Source organism: Lysinibacillus cavernae (assembly GCF_009724685.1).
In the GTDB taxonomy this organism is placed as follows: Bacteria; Bacillota; Bacilli; order Bacillales_A; family Planococcaceae; genus Lysinibacillus; species Lysinibacillus cavernae.
Map to the genome: position 1 here is coordinate 555,365 of NZ_WMEF01000002.1, position 16,962 is coordinate 572,326.

The 16,962-nt window shown below is 31.9% G+C and carries 12 protein-coding genes; 10 read left to right on the plus strand and 2 right to left on the minus strand.

The features are described 5' to 3' along the window. Positions 1-108: 108 nt before the first annotated feature. The gene (locus GJU32_RS07195; RefSeq protein ID WP_155591246.1) at positions 109-546 is read right to left on the minus strand and encodes a hypothetical protein; all 438 of its coding nucleotides are present in this window, start codon (positions 544-546) and stop codon (positions 109-111) included. A gap of 658 nt (positions 547-1,204) precedes the next feature. Between GJU32_RS07195 and GJU32_RS07200 the strand changes: the two genes are divergently transcribed. The 6 genes from GJU32_RS07200 (at position 1,205) to GJU32_RS07225 (ending at position 10,298) form a co-directional block, all read left to right on the plus strand. Beyond that, entirely contained in the window at positions 1,205-1,702 is a 498-nt protein-coding gene (locus GJU32_RS07200; protein ID WP_155591247.1) for an RNA polymerase sigma factor, read from the plus strand. After that, positions 1,689-2,804 (plus strand): hypothetical protein, encoded by a 1,116-nt coding sequence (locus GJU32_RS07205; protein WP_155591248.1) that lies wholly within the window; start codon positions 1,689-1,691, stop codon positions 2,802-2,804. The genes GJU32_RS07200 and GJU32_RS07205 overlap by 14 nt, the downstream gene beginning before the upstream one ends. A gap of 884 nt (positions 2,805-3,688) precedes the next feature. Next, positions 3,689-4,255, plus strand: coding sequence for a TetR/AcrR family transcriptional regulator (locus GJU32_RS07210; protein ID WP_155591249.1), 567 nt, complete (start codon positions 3,689-3,691; stop codon positions 4,253-4,255). Between the two features lie 57 nt (positions 4,256-4,312). Continuing rightward, positions 4,313-6,151: an alpha/beta fold hydrolase gene (locus tag GJU32_RS07215; RefSeq protein ID WP_155591250.1), complete on the plus strand. Its 1,839-nt coding sequence runs from the start codon at positions 4,313-4,315 to the stop codon at positions 6,149-6,151. 949 nt (positions 6,152-7,100) lie between these two features. After that, positions 7,101-9,407 carry a glycoside hydrolase gene (locus GJU32_RS07220; protein WP_155591251.1) on the plus strand — a complete coding sequence of 769 codons (2,307 nt, stop codon included), beginning with the start codon at positions 7,101-7,103 and terminating at the stop codon, positions 9,405-9,407. Positions 9,408-10,061: 654 nt separating this feature from the next. After that, the gene (locus GJU32_RS07225) at positions 10,062-10,298 is read left to right on the plus strand and encodes a tyrosine-type recombinase/integrase (RefSeq protein WP_420798375.1); all 237 of its coding nucleotides are present in this window, start codon (positions 10,062-10,064) and stop codon (positions 10,296-10,298) included. Positions 10,299-10,451: 153 nt separating this feature from the next. On the opposite strand, the gene GJU32_RS07230 is transcribed toward GJU32_RS07225, so the two are convergent. Continuing rightward, positions 10,452-11,138, minus strand: a complete 687-nt coding sequence (locus GJU32_RS07230) for a hypothetical protein (RefSeq protein ID WP_155591252.1) — start codon at positions 11,136-11,138, stop codon at positions 10,452-10,454. Positions 11,139-12,433: 1,295 nt separating this feature from the next. On the opposite strand from GJU32_RS07230, the gene GJU32_RS07235 reads away from it, so the two are divergent. From GJU32_RS07235 to GJU32_RS07250, 4 genes are all read left to right on the plus strand, one after another. Next, positions 12,434-13,213, plus strand: a complete 780-nt coding sequence (locus tag GJU32_RS07235) for a DUF7683 domain-containing protein (protein WP_155591253.1) — start codon at positions 12,434-12,436, stop codon at positions 13,211-13,213. Between the two features lie 185 nt (positions 13,214-13,398). Beyond that, a complete protein-coding gene (locus GJU32_RS07240; RefSeq protein ID WP_155591254.1) occupies positions 13,399-14,010 on the plus strand; it encodes an RHS repeat domain-containing protein in 612 nt (203 codons plus the stop codon). Positions 14,011-14,147: 137 nt separating this feature from the next. Further along, a complete protein-coding gene (locus tag GJU32_RS07245) occupies positions 14,148-14,798 on the plus strand; it encodes a TnsA endonuclease N-terminal domain-containing protein (protein ID WP_155591255.1) in 651 nt (216 codons plus the stop codon). Beyond that, positions 14,774-16,951: a DDE-type integrase/transposase/recombinase gene (locus GJU32_RS07250; RefSeq protein ID WP_155591256.1), complete on the plus strand. Its 2,178-nt coding sequence runs from the start codon at positions 14,774-14,776 to the stop codon at positions 16,949-16,951. Before GJU32_RS07245 ends, GJU32_RS07250 begins: the two co-directional genes overlap by 25 nt. Positions 16,952-16,962 lie beyond the last annotated feature (11 nt).

The window sequence follows — 16,962 nt, forward strand, 5'->3', positions numbered from 1 at the left end:
AAATAGCCATCTTGCTGATTTCTCAACAGATGGCTATTTAGTGTTTAAAGTAAAATTGACTAATTGATAAGGAAAAGATACATCGATTAAATAAATTTATTTACAAAATTAATCTTCGTATTGAAGATCTATATCTCTTTTAGCTTGCATTTCTTGCTCCACATCTTGTTTTAAATATAAAACATAATCCATAACAAACTGTAAATCTACTTGCCCTTTATTGTACGCCGATTCCAGAGCTTCATAATTTCTAGCTACCAAATAATAAAATAGGTCATCTTTGTTTATACCTTGAATTTCAGCAATTTCAATCATACTTTTACCTTCCCGCATTTGGAAATATTCATTCTCAGTAAGGTTGAAAAAATTTGCTAAAGATTTAAAATCTCTTTTGTAAGTAAAAACAACTTTTCCTTCATCGTTATTTTCTATATGCGAAGAATTTCCAACGTTTTCTGAAGTCTGAGATTTTGCAGAAATTGAACTGTTTAAAAAAATGGAAATTAAAGAAATAAAGACTAGTGACGTGTATAGAATTTTTTTCATTGGCGCTTTTCCGTAATAAGGAAAGCGTCTTTTTCCATTTAAGTGCCATTAAATTGAGGAACAATATTTATGGGTAGCGTCAAAAAAGATGCAGATTTACAACGATAAGAAATATACTATACATGTTTTATGCAAATTGAAGAACAACCCCAGCAAATATAAATGCTGTTGCATCAACTGTTTGTGCTATTTGTATAAATAATAGTCCTCGCAAAAAGGCACGAACGTTGATTAAACAGCCTTCGTGCCTTTTGGGTGTATTCCAAAATTTTACTTGGAAACGTAATTTAGTTTTATTTTGTATACTTTTTAAATCCTTATTGCACTAAAGCACCGTTAGTTTAAGTGAAAAGAGACACAAACTTCATCATTTATTTTTGTGAATTAAGTTTACACTGTAACACTTAATTAAGTAACCCCTTCTATTACCAATTATCCCCTAAGCTAACATTCTGAAGTTGGAATAATACAAAGGCAACTGTTGCATCATCAAAATGGCTATAAGTGACATCAAATACTGCTAAAACCGCAATCTTTTTTAAGTAAGCACTTAAAAAATAAATATAAAAAGGCTATTCTTAAAATAATTTCAGGAGATTGAACAATTTTTTAGGAAACGAGCGTCTAAGTAGTAGGATTGAAACGAGGTGAGTTGTCGTTGGAACAAATCGTAGAACAATATGGTGAATATTTATATCATCTTAATTATTTGTATGTGAATGATTTTCAACTTGCAGAGGAAGTTACACAGGACGTACTAATGAAGTATCTATTACATAAAGACCATTTTAGAAAAGATGCTTCATTGAAAACATATTTAACTCGTATCGCTATTAATTGTTGTCATGATGAACTACGAAAACAAAAGAGAAAATCATTTATTTCAAAACTTTTCCCACTTGGTAGAACTGAACCATCAGTGGAGCAAACGTATATATCAACTGAAGATTATACAACTTTAAAGCAAATTGTCTTCACATTACCACTTCATTATAGGGAAGTCATAATACTGTTTTATTATGAAGAATTTGATGTTTCTGAAATTGCAAGTTTATTAAATGTTTCACAAAACACCGTTCGTACAAGGATTCGTAGAGCGAGAGAATTGTTGAAAACAAATCAGGAACTGGAGGCAATATTTTATGAAGGAATTTAAAACCAGGCTAAAAGAAGAATTGCGACAAGATGCCCCATTTACAAACGACATAAAGCAACGCTTACTGCAACCTAAACCAATAAAAAGGAAGAGTAACTGGCAGGTCGTCTCTGTATCTATTGCAGCTTGTTTCATTATTGGGTTAATGCTATTCGTTGAATTTTCTCAAAAGAATAACCTACAAACAGCTAGTCAGCAAAATGAGCTACTACCGATTGTCGATGATGTTTCCTCTTTAGACATAATTGAACCGAAATATGCCCGTCTACTTGGGAAACAATGGATGCTGCATTTTTTGCCAATGATTATCGATAAGGATGCCACCATTACGTATGGAGATTATATTGCCTTTTATGGAACTGATGGGCTTGTAGTTTCAACTGTATTAGGGTTAGGTAATGATAATGTAACAATGAATCAAGGGCAAATTTTAGTAGATCATACCGCATTAAAAGTTCATGGATTAAATGAGCAAATAAAAAAAGAGGATATCAATGACCCATTTAAGAATCCTTACTTTTTTCATAATTTTGGAACAAGACCAGCGCCATTCAATGACAAATCGATTTCTGCGAAAGAAAAAGAAATTGTTGTTTATGACAGTGACGAAGGGCACACGATTATGAAAATTAATGAAGAGCAATTAGTAGGTAAGGTCGTAGGTTTCCAAAATTTTGAACTAACATTTGAATTGACTGAACAGGAGCAGCAAGTTTTTAATGCTTTTAAAACGGATTATAATATTGAAAAGTTAAAAAATATGACACCACAAGCGATTACTAAAATGTTTTTATTGAGTGATATTGAAAAAGATTATGAAACATATGAAGCATTGTTTACAACAAATATTAACGAAGAAACAGAAAGTGTTCGAAGATATTACGAGAAAACGGAAATCGTACGTCAGGAGTTGTTTACAGAGGAAATAAATCGCCTTATTATTGCAAATCTCTTTGCTGGGTTAGAAAATGCAGAGTTTGAGCAACAAACAGATACAACTGGGGTTGTAAAATTTATTTCACTTGAAGGTCAAACAGAGCTAAGTATGGAGAAAAATGCCCAAGGAATATGGCAGCCAGCCTTTAGTAGGGGAATCTATTAGCTTTTAAGAAAGGACATCAATTCACTCTTAAATGCTTGCATTGATTTCCTTATGATTCTGTTTGGGTGCATCAAAAATTCTTTATGAAGTAAAAACCTTCCCAAAGCGTCATTTGGCAATTTTCATTCCCATGCTATTATAATCCAACCCCGTTCCCAAAATTGTATTTGGGAAGACTTTTGTGCTTAATGTTGTATCATATATATGAGGAATGTGAGGACATCTTATACAACAATCGGGCACATTTATTGAACAACATAGTTGGAAAATGATCAAACTTTTTTATAAAAAACTTATACTTATTTAAAAGGAGTAACTCCATTTTGAACAATCTTTTTTCAAAATGGAGTTTTTGAAGTTGCTATTAGATAAGGATTGAGGGATGTTTTTTAATTATTTTTTCCAATAATTACTCTAAATTAGAAATTAAAAAGTTAAAGTCAACCAGGAAAATTTATGATGTTATGGCTATTTTGGGAGCTGTACATGTAGAAGATGATCAGGATCAAACAGAAATCGTTTTCCATTTATTGAGATAATTGATGTAGCATGTCAAATATGCTGTACTGAAATGGGCATAAAAGCATCTCATCTAAACAATTTAGTGACTTCAAAATAAATTCGTATGTATCTTCCAAAAAAAAACATATTTATTTTCTTTTCAAAAATATATGAACCTAGCGTTAAAACACAAGTGAAGAATTGCAAGCCATCCCAAACAGTTTTGGGGTTCAGTTCAACTTTGTTCAAAATGAGATTAATTTTTAGCAGTAAAATCAATTAAAGTATAGCTTTTTTGATCAATTTTTTTATTAAACTAACAAAAATACTTGCAACACCTATTATAGTACTGTACAGTACTAATTATGACAAAGGGAAAATTAATGAATCAAAAACGTGTGATTGAAGTAGCTGCAACATTATTTTTAGAAAAAGGGTTTGCTTATACAAGCATGGATGAACTAGTTCGTGTAAGCAAAGTTTCAAAGTCTAATGTGTATTATCACTTCTCTAATAAGGAAGAATTGTTGGAAGGGGTCGTTGATTATTGGATTGAAATGTATCAATCTGCAATTGATGGCTTACTATCTCAAAACCAATTATTAGTTGAAGATCGTATCCAACTGTTTTTAAAGCAATTATCACAAGGAGTTCAGACGAGAGAGTATAAGGGGAGCTGTCCATTTATTACACTTTATATTCAAAGCCCTACAAATGCCACAAAAGTAAAAGAAAAAATAGGTCTTTTCTTTATAGGATTACAAACAAAAGTTTCTCTATTACTTAAACAAGGGGTAGAGAATGGTGAATTTAGAAAGACAATTAATATTGACGAGGTTGCATCTCTTTTTATTACAAATCTTGAAGGAGCGCTATTTATTTCAGAAACACTGAAGGATGCAACTGTAATCATGAAAACAGCAGATCATTTTTTTAACTTGCTTCGATAAAAGAAGCATTTTTTTTACATCAAATTAGTACTGAATAGTACTAAAAGGAGGATTTATATGAAAACAGTATTTTTAACTGGTGGAACAGGTTTTATTGGAAAGCAATTAGTGAAGGAATTAGCCAAAGAGCAGGTTACAATTCTTTTATTAGTGAGATCGAAAAGTAAAGCAACACGCATTTTTCAAGAAAGAGGCCTCTTAAAAGAGGCAGTTATGCACTTTATTGAAGGTGATTTGACTAAAATAGACTTAGGTTTAAGTGCTGAAGATAAGGAGTGGGTATTGAAAACGGATGTGATTATTCACGCAGGAGGCCCCATGGATATTCAAGCGACAAGCAAAGAGGCAGCTTCCGTATTTTTGAATGGTGCCCAACATATTAGTGAATTCGCTAAAAATATTCATCAATTGAAGGGATTGCAACAATTTATTCATGTTGTAGGTTATATGAGTCCCTTTGATGATAAAAATAGCAAGATTGCGATAGATGTGTTTAAAGAAGGAAACAATTTTTTGAAAATAAAAAATCCATATGAGAGAACAAAGTTTTTAGCAGATCTTTATATCCGTCAGCAAGCATCAACAGTAGGTTATCCGCTATCAGTAATTAATCCACCAACTGTAGTTGGTAGTAGTAAAACAGGGAGTACGGAGCAAACAGGAGGCTTAGGCTTGCTTGTGATGAGTATGCGAAAAGGGCTCATGCCAGTGATTCCTGGAGGTAAGGAATATAGATTACCACTTATTGCAAACGATGAGCTAGCAAAGTTTATTGTGCAGGTTTTCAGATTGGAGCAACCAACTATACAAACATATACACTTGTTGAAGATAAACAACAAGATCAAAATATTTCAGAATTATTAGATGCTATGTCAGAAAGTATGAATATGACTGCACCTAAAATTTCTGCACCATTGCCATTTATGAAAGCAATTATGAATAGTGGGGTAAGCAAAATAACCCAAATTCCTACTGATGGGCTGAATTTTATTACAAATCGAACATTTTCAAATGGTTCAGTGAAAAAGATTATGGGAGAAGATTGGTTTAAGGAGACGAATGTAATGAAATTTTTCCCAGCCGTAATAGCTGATTTGGATTATCGCATGATGTATCAAAATGGCCAGCATAGTCATTTATTTAAACGAACATTATGTAATAATACTACCATTTACCAATCTCAAGGAGAGGGTAAACCTTTCATTTTATTACATGGTTTATTAAGTGATGGAGAGGATTTATTTCCTTTAGGGAAAGAGCTTCATGAGAAAACGGGTCAGCCTGTATGGATCATGGATCTTCCAGGTTTGGGACGTTCTCCTTTTAAACGAGAGAAAAATCTTTTAAATATCTATTTAAATGTAGTGAAAGAGTTATTGGAGAAAGCTACTAATGGTGCACATCTAATTGGCCATTCATTTGGTGCATATATTCTTTTGGAAGCATTAGTACAAAAGTACATAGATAAGAAGTATACAATTACTTTACTTCAGCCACCTGTTGCTAAAAAAAATGCTAACTCGATAAATTTTCCTCAATTTATGAACAAATGGACATTGAAATTGTCTACTACTAATTTGATAGAGCGTTATTTATTAAGTAATGGTTTATTTGAAAATACGGAGAGTATCCCTAAACATTATATTGAAAAAATAAGTAAAAGTTTTACTTCTCCTAGAATTTTAAATACTACGGTTCAGCTTAACAGTTTACTTTTGAAAAACGTTCAACCTGATTTCAATGAAGTAACAAAGTATAATCTTCGCATTATTTGGGGGAATTATGACAGAGGCTATTCTGCTCCTTCGCACCTGGGTAAGGTTGATTTTGTCCCATATGGTCATCATTTTCCTCTTAACCATCCGAGTGAAACAGCTAATTTGGTAATAGAATAGTAGTACTAGCAAATGAGAGTGTGGGATAAATAAAAAGCGTGGAGTAAGATCGTGCAAAAAAAGATGAGATCTTGTCTCAAGTGTCCAAAACTATCTGACATTTTACAATTTAGAAAAAGAACATCAATTAATTTAAGTAACATCCAATAGTTTAATAGTAAACAGGAACAATAAATAAAATTAATAAAGACATCTAGGATTAACTAGGTGTCTTGGATTCTGTCTAAATAATATAGACTTTAAATGTGTGAAAATCGCCTAATTTTAATGGATTTTTATGTTAAGACTATACTTAATTTTTTGGAGTGTTATGAGAGGGTGTCAGGAAGTTCTTGTCCTTATACAACTGGGATGGAAACTTTTCGTATCCAAGCCCTCCTCCACGCCAAATAAAGTTTACATAATATAAATACCTTGGTCACTACTTTCTTATTATAAAAGCTTCCTATAATTTATCGTTCAAAAGGGAATTAATACTAATTATCGTTTAATCTAGATTCTCCTTAAGACGAATAAAATATTCATCGTAACAATTAATTGCACTTCAAATTGTCAGACAATAATCTAATCTAAGCCAACAGATGCAGCAGAGAAGCGCTAGAAGAGTTAGGTGTAAAGGTAATAAGGGTCAAGGATTGTAACGCAGAAGTTAAATTTAATGGCAATCAATAATTTTTCATATCGGAAATAATTGAAGTGGATTTTGGAACTGGGTCTTTATTCTTTATCTGAGAATAGAAATTATAAAAGGGGTCACTGAGTTAAACTGACCCTGAATGAGGGAAGATGTGACGGTCAACCAAAATCTGATTGACGAGATTTCTAATAAGGAGCTTGCTACTAAGGATTTGGGCTTGCCTTTTTTTTGAATTAAAAAATAATAAGTTAGATTTTTTTTGTGACATTCGTGTAACAAACCGATATTACACTAGGTATGGAGGTGTGTTACATGAAAAAAATTCTATCAATCATGTTAATTGCTGCAATATTAACAAGCGTTCTTACGGGATGTAAGAAAGAAAAAATTAATACAGGGATAGAGAGTAAGCCACAAGTAAATAATTTAGACTTTAACTTTAGTGTGGATCCTGAGACACTTGCGCTTGAGGTGGAATCCAATGGAATTACTGAGAAATTATCTGAACCATTGGGGAAAATGAAAGTTTCAAATTTAAAAGACAGTGGAGATAACATTAGCTGGACCTATTCAGAACAGGGAATTAAGGTTGATATCGAAAAAAAAGATAAGTATGTTGATGTAACCATACAATCCAGCAAGGATGAAGACAACATGTTTGCATGGCCAAAAGTGAAAGGTGACGGATATATGCTCCCATTAAATCAAGGGAAGTATATTCCAAGCAATGATTCAATTTGGAAAAATTACTTAAGTGAAGAAAAAATGAAGGTAATTGAGGCTTTATCTATGCAATTTTTTGCAGTTGATAAAAGTAGGTATTCACTAGTATATATAATTAAAAACCCTTATAATAGTGAAATTGTTTATAATACAGAAAACGATATTGAGTTTACTTTTAATCATGAGTTTCCAACTATTAACAAAGAGAAGGAATATGGTTTCAGAATATATTTAACGAAAAAAAATCCAGTAGACGTTGCAAAAACCTATAAAAATTATTTGATTGAACAGGGGGACTTCAAAAGCTTGGCGGATAAGGCTAAAGAAAATAGTAATATTGAAAAGCTTTATGGAGCACCTCATGCTTATTTTTGGGACAGAACTGTGATTTCAGAAGAAAATATTAAATGGGCAAAGCTGAGAGACATTTTTCCCGAAAAACTGAAATTATGGATTCAGAGGCTATTAACTACTAATGTTGAGGATGGATCAGAGCTTTCATCAGCTTTTGAAGATTTAAAAAGCTTAGATTATGTAGATATATACAATAAGATAAGAATAATAAAATCCTTAAGTGCAGTAATGCAACTAAATGAATTCTATAATCCGGAAGTATTTACTGAAACAGATAAAGATACTCAGAGGCTGTTAAACAAAGGAATAGAAAAATTAAATCCCGTTGAATTAATTGACCTAAATAAGAGATTATTAAAAAGCATACTTGGAGATGTAGTTGACCCAATAAAGAAGTGGGCAGATGCTAATACTGTAGATGTGATAAAGGACATGAAGGATTCTGGGCTAGAACATATGTGGATCGGCTTGGATGATTGGCAGGAAGGATTCATTAAACCTGAGTTAGTAAAAGATGCAGAAGAATTCGGCTATCTATTTGGTACCTATGATTCATATCATTCAATCCATGAACCAGGTAAAGAGAAGTGGGAAACTGCTAAGTTTAAGGATGCTTCACTTTACAAGAATGCAACTGTCACAAATAAAAATGGAGAAAAGATTGAAGGATTCCAAGGTGCAGGCAGAAAGTTGAATCCGACGCTTGCAATGCCTAGTGTAAAAGAAAGAGTAACTTCGATTTTAAATACTGGCTTAGCATTTAACTCATGGTTTTTAGACACAGATGGCACTGGAGAAATCTTCGATGACTATTCGCCAGAACATATTACTACTGAAAAGGAAGATATCCAGGCTAGGATTAAGAGAATGGAGTATCTGCAAAAAGAATGGGATATGGTAGTAGGAACTGAGGGCGGAAATGATTTTGCTAGCAAATCTATTGCCTTTGCACATGGAATAGAAACGCCATCATTTTCTTGGATGGACGAGGATATGGCAAAAAACAAACAAAGTGAGTATTACGTAGGGAGATACTATTCGAGTAATGGTGGAGTTCCCGAAATGTTTTCTAAACAAATACCACTAAAGGATAAGTACAAGAAGTTATTTTTGGATTCAAACTACACGATCCCATTGTATAAGTTGGTTTACAACGATTCAGTGATCACAACTCATTGGTGGGGATGGGGAACCTTAAAATTTAAAGACGAAATAACAAATAGAATGTTGTATGAGATACTTTATAATGTTCCTCCTTTATATCATATAGATAAACACGAGTGGGAAAAACAAAAAGAAACAATTGTAAAGCATTCAAAGGTATGGTCAAATTTTAGCAAAAAAGCAATAACGAAAGAAATGACAGATTTTAAAATTATATCAGATGATAGACTCGTTCAAATGACTGAATATGGTGAAGCATTAAGAGTAGTCGCAAATTTTTCAGAAGATGAATTTAACTATCAAGGCAAGACAATACCAGGAAAATCAGTGTTAATTATTGATGGAAATAGTAATACTATCTATTCACCGGAAAAATAAGCGTGAAATTCGCAATAGTATAACTGCTAATAATTTTCCTTGAGATAATCTTCAGAGAGGCTAAATCTGAACGCTAAGGAATAAGTTTACAAAAAGACATAGAAGTAGCTTATCCATTGTGGGGATTCATTGAAAAAAGTAATAATTACGTATGCTGCAGTTAGTGTAAAAATATTAGAAAAAAGGTGAAGTTTACGTTTTAAAATGTACCCTATAAGATAGACACTTTCAAAGAGGTCATCTTATAGGGTATTTTTGTTTATGTTGTAGAAGAAACGAGGAATAAAGGGCTGTTGGTACGCCATTACATCCCGCTGCACTTCAGGAGGCTATCACTTTAGCGAAAGAAATTCACAATAGCGATGGAGATGAGGAACCTGCGAGACTATGCGAGTTGGCAGTGCAATGGGTACTTAGCAATCCGAATCCGATTATTTTAGAACAGCCCGAATATAAGCGCTAGCATTTTTAACGAATCCAATAAGCATTTTTATAAACAATACAATCCTCTTTTCTAAGCACTTAACGGCTAAGAAAAGGGGATTGTATGCCGTAAGTGAAAAAAGGGGGTTAGAACGTATTTTGATTTTAAATAATTATGGACTAGTATCTAATCCGTATAAAGACGAGTGGACTCATACATATTTCACTGATATAAGTAGCGACGACGGTTATTGGAATATATGGTTAGAAAAAAAAAGTATCAACAGGATAAAAAAGAGTATACATCCGCATCAATTACGACACAGCTTTGCAACGCATATGATTAATAACGGTGCGCCAATTGATGTCATTCAAAGTTTACTGGGTCATGAAAAGAGTGAGACTACAAAGATATACGCTCAACTAAGCGGAAAGCTAAGACAAGATTTATACAGTAAAAACTTTTAAAAAACTTTTATTCAATTAAGACACTCATGTAGAAATGGGTGTTTTTTAGTTATAGGGCCAGACTGTTTAGTAAAGTAATTTCCTCTTCCTATACACAAATAGCTAAACAAACAAAGGCATCTATTTTAGATGCCTCAGACTGTAGATATCTTTTTAAAAAGATGTGTTTATTTTTTCTTTATGTTTGTTATAGATGAATATTTTAACGGTACTTTCATTTACAAGTTTATTAGAAAATAACTTTTTTTCTAACGTTGTATATACTGTATTTTCTATTTCCTTACCAATAGCTTCTTGGTTGTTTCTTTCTAGGAATGTATCTACTTCAATAATTAGTTCTGTGGGAGAATCTGCTGGGGTAATACTCATATTTACTCTGTCAAAGTAACTTGAATGAGCCTTAGATATATCGTTATCTATTGTTTTACCTATTTCACTTATTAAATTATGTCTTTCCAACAGATCTTTGTTTATCATTGGGCTTTCACTTTTTTTCACATTAACATTATAAGCTTCAAATTTAGTAGACTTAATTAAACTTTTCACAATATCTTTTACTTCATTTTTTACTGAATCATAATACTCTTGACTTCCAAGAACGCCTATATATATATCCTTTGTATTATTATCAACGTGGATTTTAATACTAACTCCACTTATGTCATATTTTCCAGACAGTTTTTCTTCTATCTTTTCCATCATTTTAACGTCGGCATTTTTTTGTGGTGGACTAATGTTTTTTTCAGCAGAACCATTTAAAGATGCTAATCCGAAGCTTAATAGAAGAACGCCAATGATGCTAAAGACTACAATAAGGGCTTTATTTCTAATAAATCCCATCTCCTCTCATTTAACGATATGAGCAGATATTAAAATGTATTCGACCATTTTCGTCTTAAACAATTTTTATAAAATGTATCATGAAAACTAGATTTCAAGAAAAAAGCCGCCTTTAAGGCGTCAGGTTTTTAATGCTCGGCTTTATTCTTTTTTAGTTCTTCTAACAATATCTTTGCCCCTTCAGGACTTAAGTCTAATCTACTTAAACCAACAGAGCAGGGTAGTTGAAGAGCTGTTCATTTAGCAGCTACAAGCAACTTAAGCAAACCAGGAATGGTTTGAGCAAGTAAATGATGAACAGTACTCGGAAACAACTAAAGTAAAATAAGTATTAGGTACCAGGGTTTCAACCTTGATGCCCTTTTTAAATGGAGGTCATGTTTTAGTTATTCCATTATAGGGCGCGATTCTGTAACAAGAATCAGCTCTCGTTTTCATTAAAGGGCCATTTAACGGAATAAGCCTTGAGGTATTCCTAGTAACAGGGGATGGACCTTGTTTCACTAATGGACGGCTTAGCTGAACAAATAGTGCAGCGTTTTCTCGTATTGTGCAATAAATATTAAGTCAATGTACTTATAATTGTTTAGTTTATAATGATTTTAAGGAGCTGATTTTTATATTAAATGTTAAAAATACAAGTACATCCGTTTTTGAAGATATTATTATTACTAATTTAACAGGTTACATCACCATCGCTGATGTAAACATGTGGTTTAATTCGTTTGAGCAAACATGCTATTCGTTTATTAAACAAGAAAAAAAGTATAAGTTGTTAGTTAACCGTAAAGGTTATACCCCAGAACATTTTTCTGTACAAAAATTATGGAAAGACAAATTTTTCTCAAATGGTATATTAGACAACACTATTGCGATTGCTTTTTTAATAGAAGAAGGGGATATTCTAAATCACCTCGAACAGTCTAATACTAAAGATAATGTCATATTCTCCAGTAACTATGATCAATTAATTGACTGGCTTTCTAAATATTAATAAAGAAATTCTAATTCTAAGTTACTAAAAGATAACTTTTTTATATTGCACAGTTGTGTCAACATTACGCTTTATAATAAAGTGGATTATTTCGGTGACCTTGTAATTTTATGCCACAAACGGGCGCTTTTCTGAAATAAAGAAAGTGTCATTCTTCATGAAAAGGGCCAGATTGTTGAGCAACTCTGTTAAAGAAAAGCGAAATCTATGCTAAATTTTAGAAGAGATTGTGAAATTCTGTACTTAAAGTAACCGAGCGTTTAGTGTGAGAAGCATAGAGTAAGAAATAATGGGGGGTAAAATGGCATATCAAATAAATTTTCAATGGAGAATAACTAAATACAATCCTGCTTTTAGAGATGATAATGGACACTACACATTAAAAGAAGAGTGGACTTGTCCTTCTGAAATTGGAAAAATAATAGACGGAAAAGAGTTCACTTTAGATGAGTATTTCAGGGTTGAATCTGCATATTTAAATACCGTATCAACATTTTTAAAAAAATCCGGACTTAATAAATTGAGAGTTTTACAATTATCTAAATTTGATATTTCACCTGAAGAAAAGTCTATGCCGTTGTATGAAAAAGCATTTGATGAACTAGATCTACAGGAAGATTTAGAAGTAAATCCAAACGAAATACGAACAATTTGTAAAATGATTTTAAGGAACTTTGGTTGGTGTCAATTGTATTCAAAAGGGAACTTTTTTGTGAACTTCGGTTGGGATTATTACATGTATATCGGTTCAAGTGTAAAATGTGCATCATCTATTTCCTTTGCGAAGGCTAATGGACTTTTTGTTGAGGATGCTAGGTCACCCTATTGTCTCACTGAAGAAGAAATAATTAGAAGAATCGAGTGGAAAGAAAAGAATGATGAGGATAAATTAATTGTAGGAGAGGAAGAACTTATTGGTATCCCTTTAAATGAATATCGTAAACTATTTAATTTATCAGAAGAACATCCAGTAATTGGCTCATTTTCACTCACTAACAAAAAAGCAGCTTCCATTCAAAAGTTTATGAAACATCAAATGGACTTCTCTAAATATGAATATGTATTATGGGGTGGTAACTAATTATATAACTACCATGTAAGAACCGTATTTTCTTACGTTCTTTGTAGTGAAACATGGCTTCATGGAAGGCGAAACCAGCTAATAGAGGCTGATCGATATTCAATTAAAGGGCGCTTTAATGGAGCAAGAAATCCTTTATCGTTCTAGTGAAAAGATTCACTAAAAATCACCTAAAACAAAATCAAATGGCACTAGTTGAATTAGAGTTTATTTTAACAAATTATCGAGGAGATGTATTAGCATTAACAGATAATAACGGTGACATTGTGGCTGAATACGCATATGATGCGTGGGGAAATATTATGAGCCAAAAAGGTAATATGGCAACTATTAATCCTTATCGTTATGCAGGTTATCGATATGATGAAAATACTAAACAATACTATTTAATGTCTCGTTACTATAATCCAGATACAGGTGTGTTCTTATCGTTAGATCCAGTACGTGGTGATACAATGAATCCCTTATCGTTGAATGGTTATAATTATGCGAATAATAATCCAGTGATGAATGTGGACCCTGATGGTGAGATAGCTTGGTGGATAGGTGCAGCAATTACAGGAGGTCTTTTAAACGCTATGCCTATGCTTTTAAATTATCTAGTTAAACATAAAAACCTAAAAGGTTTTTATTGGGGGAGATTCGGTACAGCTTTTGCTGTAGGTGCCATTACCTCCATTGGAGGAATGGGATTTTATAGAGCGATTGCTAGCACTGGTGCAGGTTTAATAACTAGAATAATTGTATATGGACAAGAATCTACAGACATTAAATATTTTACATATTATTTGATATAATAGTATTTATTAAAATTATGTCTGGACATTCTTGTCTAAATTTAGAGACAAGAATGTCCGGATTTTGTATAATAAAGACAAGAATATCCATATAAAATAATTTCAGAAAATTCAATTTATATGAGTGGGTGATATTTTTGTATAAACCATTGATAACTTCTGCTAGCAAAAGATATGGTAACAACAGATGGGAATCTTTTAGCATTAAATTAAAACGAAATGTATATTTATTTAGCGATTTAGAATATCAGCATTGGTTACAAATAGAAACCGATCCGAATATAATTGATTTTTGTGAACAAGCAATAAAAATGGAGATTATAGAAGATAATAAAAAACAATTCTCTATTATAGATATGTGGGTAAGATACAAAAATGGGAAGCAATTTTTTATTGAAATTAAATATTCAAAGGATTTAATGAAGGACTCTGTAAAGAAACAAATAAATGTACAACAACTTTGGTGTAAAGCAAATCAAGCAACTCATTTAATTAAGACGGAATATGAAATAGGACTCAGCCCTATTAAATTGTCTAACTTAAAGCTTTTAATACGACAAGTTAAAAATACAACAGAAATAAAACAAGAGAAAATAGACATCGTAAAAAAACATATTTCGGGGCAACCAAAATTGATTCAACAAATAGCAATTGAAACAAATATTGAAATAAGTGAATTGATAAAAATTGTATGTATTCTTGTAAATAACGGATATATTAATTGTGATTTAGATGCAACACATTTAGGGAAGAATATGGAGGTTTGGAAGATATGCGAAGATTCCTAACAGATAAAGTACCCATTAAAGATTTAAATATTTCAAATTGGGAACATATTTATACAGGGAATATGACTGTGAATGAACTACAAACATTTAATTCGCGGAAGAAAGCAATTGATCTTTTTTTCAGTACCGAACTTCCCATAGATAATATAGTTGAAGAAACAGGAATAGTAAGGAGTGAAATATATCGTTTTGCTTCCCGCTGTATTATGTATGATGACACTAACAAAATTCTAGGTTATAGAGGATTGATACATTATCAAACTGTTGTTCCATATAATCGTAAATTGATTTGTAATATTAATCCAACTAATTATTCAGGTGCATTCCAATTACTTTTGAAAAATTACCCTGAATTAAAAACTTTTTTAATAGAGGAGTATTTTAATAAATCTAAAGTAAAAAATAGCGCTAGAGAACGTAAAATTAGTTATAAAAATTTGCATAGGAAATTTATTAATGAATGTAGGAGACTAGGTATTAAAGCTAATGAGTATCCTTTTAACACAGTTAGTTTGGCGCGAAAGTCCGTTGAAAGATTTATTAAAGATATTTCCAATAATTATATTCGGGAAGTAGCTAACATTAATGGGGGACAATCCTCAATGCTTTTAAATAATGTAAATAACTCTATTAACTCAAATTCAACAATTACTAGACCATTGGAAAGAGTAGAGTTTGATGGTCATAAACTTGATGTAATAACAGCCATTGTATTTCAAACGCCCAAGGGGGATGAAATTATAGATATACTAAATCGTATCTGGTTACTAACTGTTGTTGACGTAGCAACTAGAGCTGTTATAGGTTACCATTTATCATTCAATAAAGAATATAACCTGGAAGATGTAAAAATGTGTTTTCAATCTGCAATTTCACCTTGGAAACCTAAAGAACTTACTATACCAGGATTAAGTTATTCTAAAAATGCGGGCTTTCCGTCATCTAAATTTTCTGAAGCTGAGTATGGTATTTGGGACGAAATATGTTATGACAATGCAAAATCACATCTTTCAAAAGAAATAAAAGATATTTTAACAAAACAAATAGGTTGTTCTATTAATATGGGACCTGTAGCAGTTCCTGTTAATAGACCAATTGTTGAACGTCTTTTCAGAAATATTGAAGAGAGCAGTTTTCATAGGCTTCCCTCAACTACAGGAAGTAATGTAATGGATCCTAGAAGAAAAGATGCTGAGCAAAATGCAATTAAATTTTCTATTACCTCAGATGCGATTGAGGAATTATGTGATGTAATTATAGCAAATTACAATTCAACACCTCATGATGGTAATGATGGCTTTACTCCGTTAGAGGTCTTTGAAAGTAGAATTAATCAAGGAATGCATATTGCTACTATTCCAATGGAAAACAGAGACTTAGTTAATTTATTTCCAATAACTTGTGTACGAAGAGTTAAAGGTAACTTAGAACAAGGCAGAAGGCCATATATACATTATAAACATGAACGTTACTCTAACCCTGAACTTTCTATGGATTTTTCAATGGTAAATGAAAAAGTAACTGTCTTGATTAATACTGAAGATCTTCGTTCAGTTGTAATTTATAGACAAGATGGCTCAAAATATGGGGTATTAACTTGTAGTGGTTATTGGGGAACTGTGCAGCATTCCTTAAAATTAAGAGATGCAATAAATAAATTTAAGCGCGAACGATATTTCCATTATACTGAAAATGAAGATCCCATGGATGCTTTTCAAGCTTTTCTAGAAGAAAATGCAATTAACGATAGAAAACTTAGAAGTCTATTAGCTGAATTCAAATCCTATAAAAAAAGATATAACATTGATTCGAAAAATAAAGAGAAGAAGAAAGTACAGGTTAGGTTAAAAAAAGAACAACAATCACTACACCAAGAAGTTATTGATGTCAGAAAGGTTACTAAGGTTGAAGATATTTCTAAAGATAAACCTACTAATATCCAAAACAATGAATTCAAATCAACTCACGATTTAATAATAGAGCAAAAGTTAATTCAAAAAGAAAAAAATTCTACAGTGGCTAAAACTAATTCAGATAAAGAAAGTAGTTTAAATATCTTCAATCCTGAAATCACAGAAACAAACTACTATGAGCATTTAATAAACGTAGAAAAAAATAAAAATAAAAATAAAAGAAAATCAATCACTCTGTAGGTGGTGTATAT

Excerpts from the sequence above, each read along its gene's own strand:
- GJU32_RS07235 (WP_155591253.1), top strand. The coding sequence starts at position 12,434 with ATGGCATATCAAATAAATTTTCAATGGAGAATAACTAAATACAATCCT.
- GJU32_RS07210 (WP_155591249.1), top strand. The coding sequence starts at position 3,689 with ATGAATCAAAAACGTGTGATTGAAGTAGCTGCAACATTATTTTTAGAA.
- GJU32_RS07230 (WP_155591252.1), bottom strand. The coding sequence starts at position 11,138 with ATGGGATTTATTAGAAATAAAGCCCTTATTGTAGTCTTTAGCATCATT.
- GJU32_RS07240 (WP_155591254.1), top strand. The coding sequence starts at position 13,399 with ATGGCACTAGTTGAATTAGAGTTTATTTTAACAAATTATCGAGGAGAT.
- GJU32_RS07220 (WP_155591251.1), top strand. The coding sequence starts at position 7,101 with ATGAAAAAAATTCTATCAATCATGTTAATTGCTGCAATATTAACAAGC.
- GJU32_RS07205 (WP_155591248.1), top strand. The coding sequence starts at position 1,689 with ATGAAGGAATTTAAAACCAGGCTAAAAGAAGAATTGCGACAAGATGCC.
- GJU32_RS07195 (WP_155591246.1), bottom strand. The coding sequence starts at position 546 with ATGAAAAAAATTCTATACACGTCACTAGTCTTTATTTCTTTAATTTCC.
- GJU32_RS07215 (WP_155591250.1), top strand. The coding sequence starts at position 4,313 with ATGAAAACAGTATTTTTAACTGGTGGAACAGGTTTTATTGGAAAGCAA.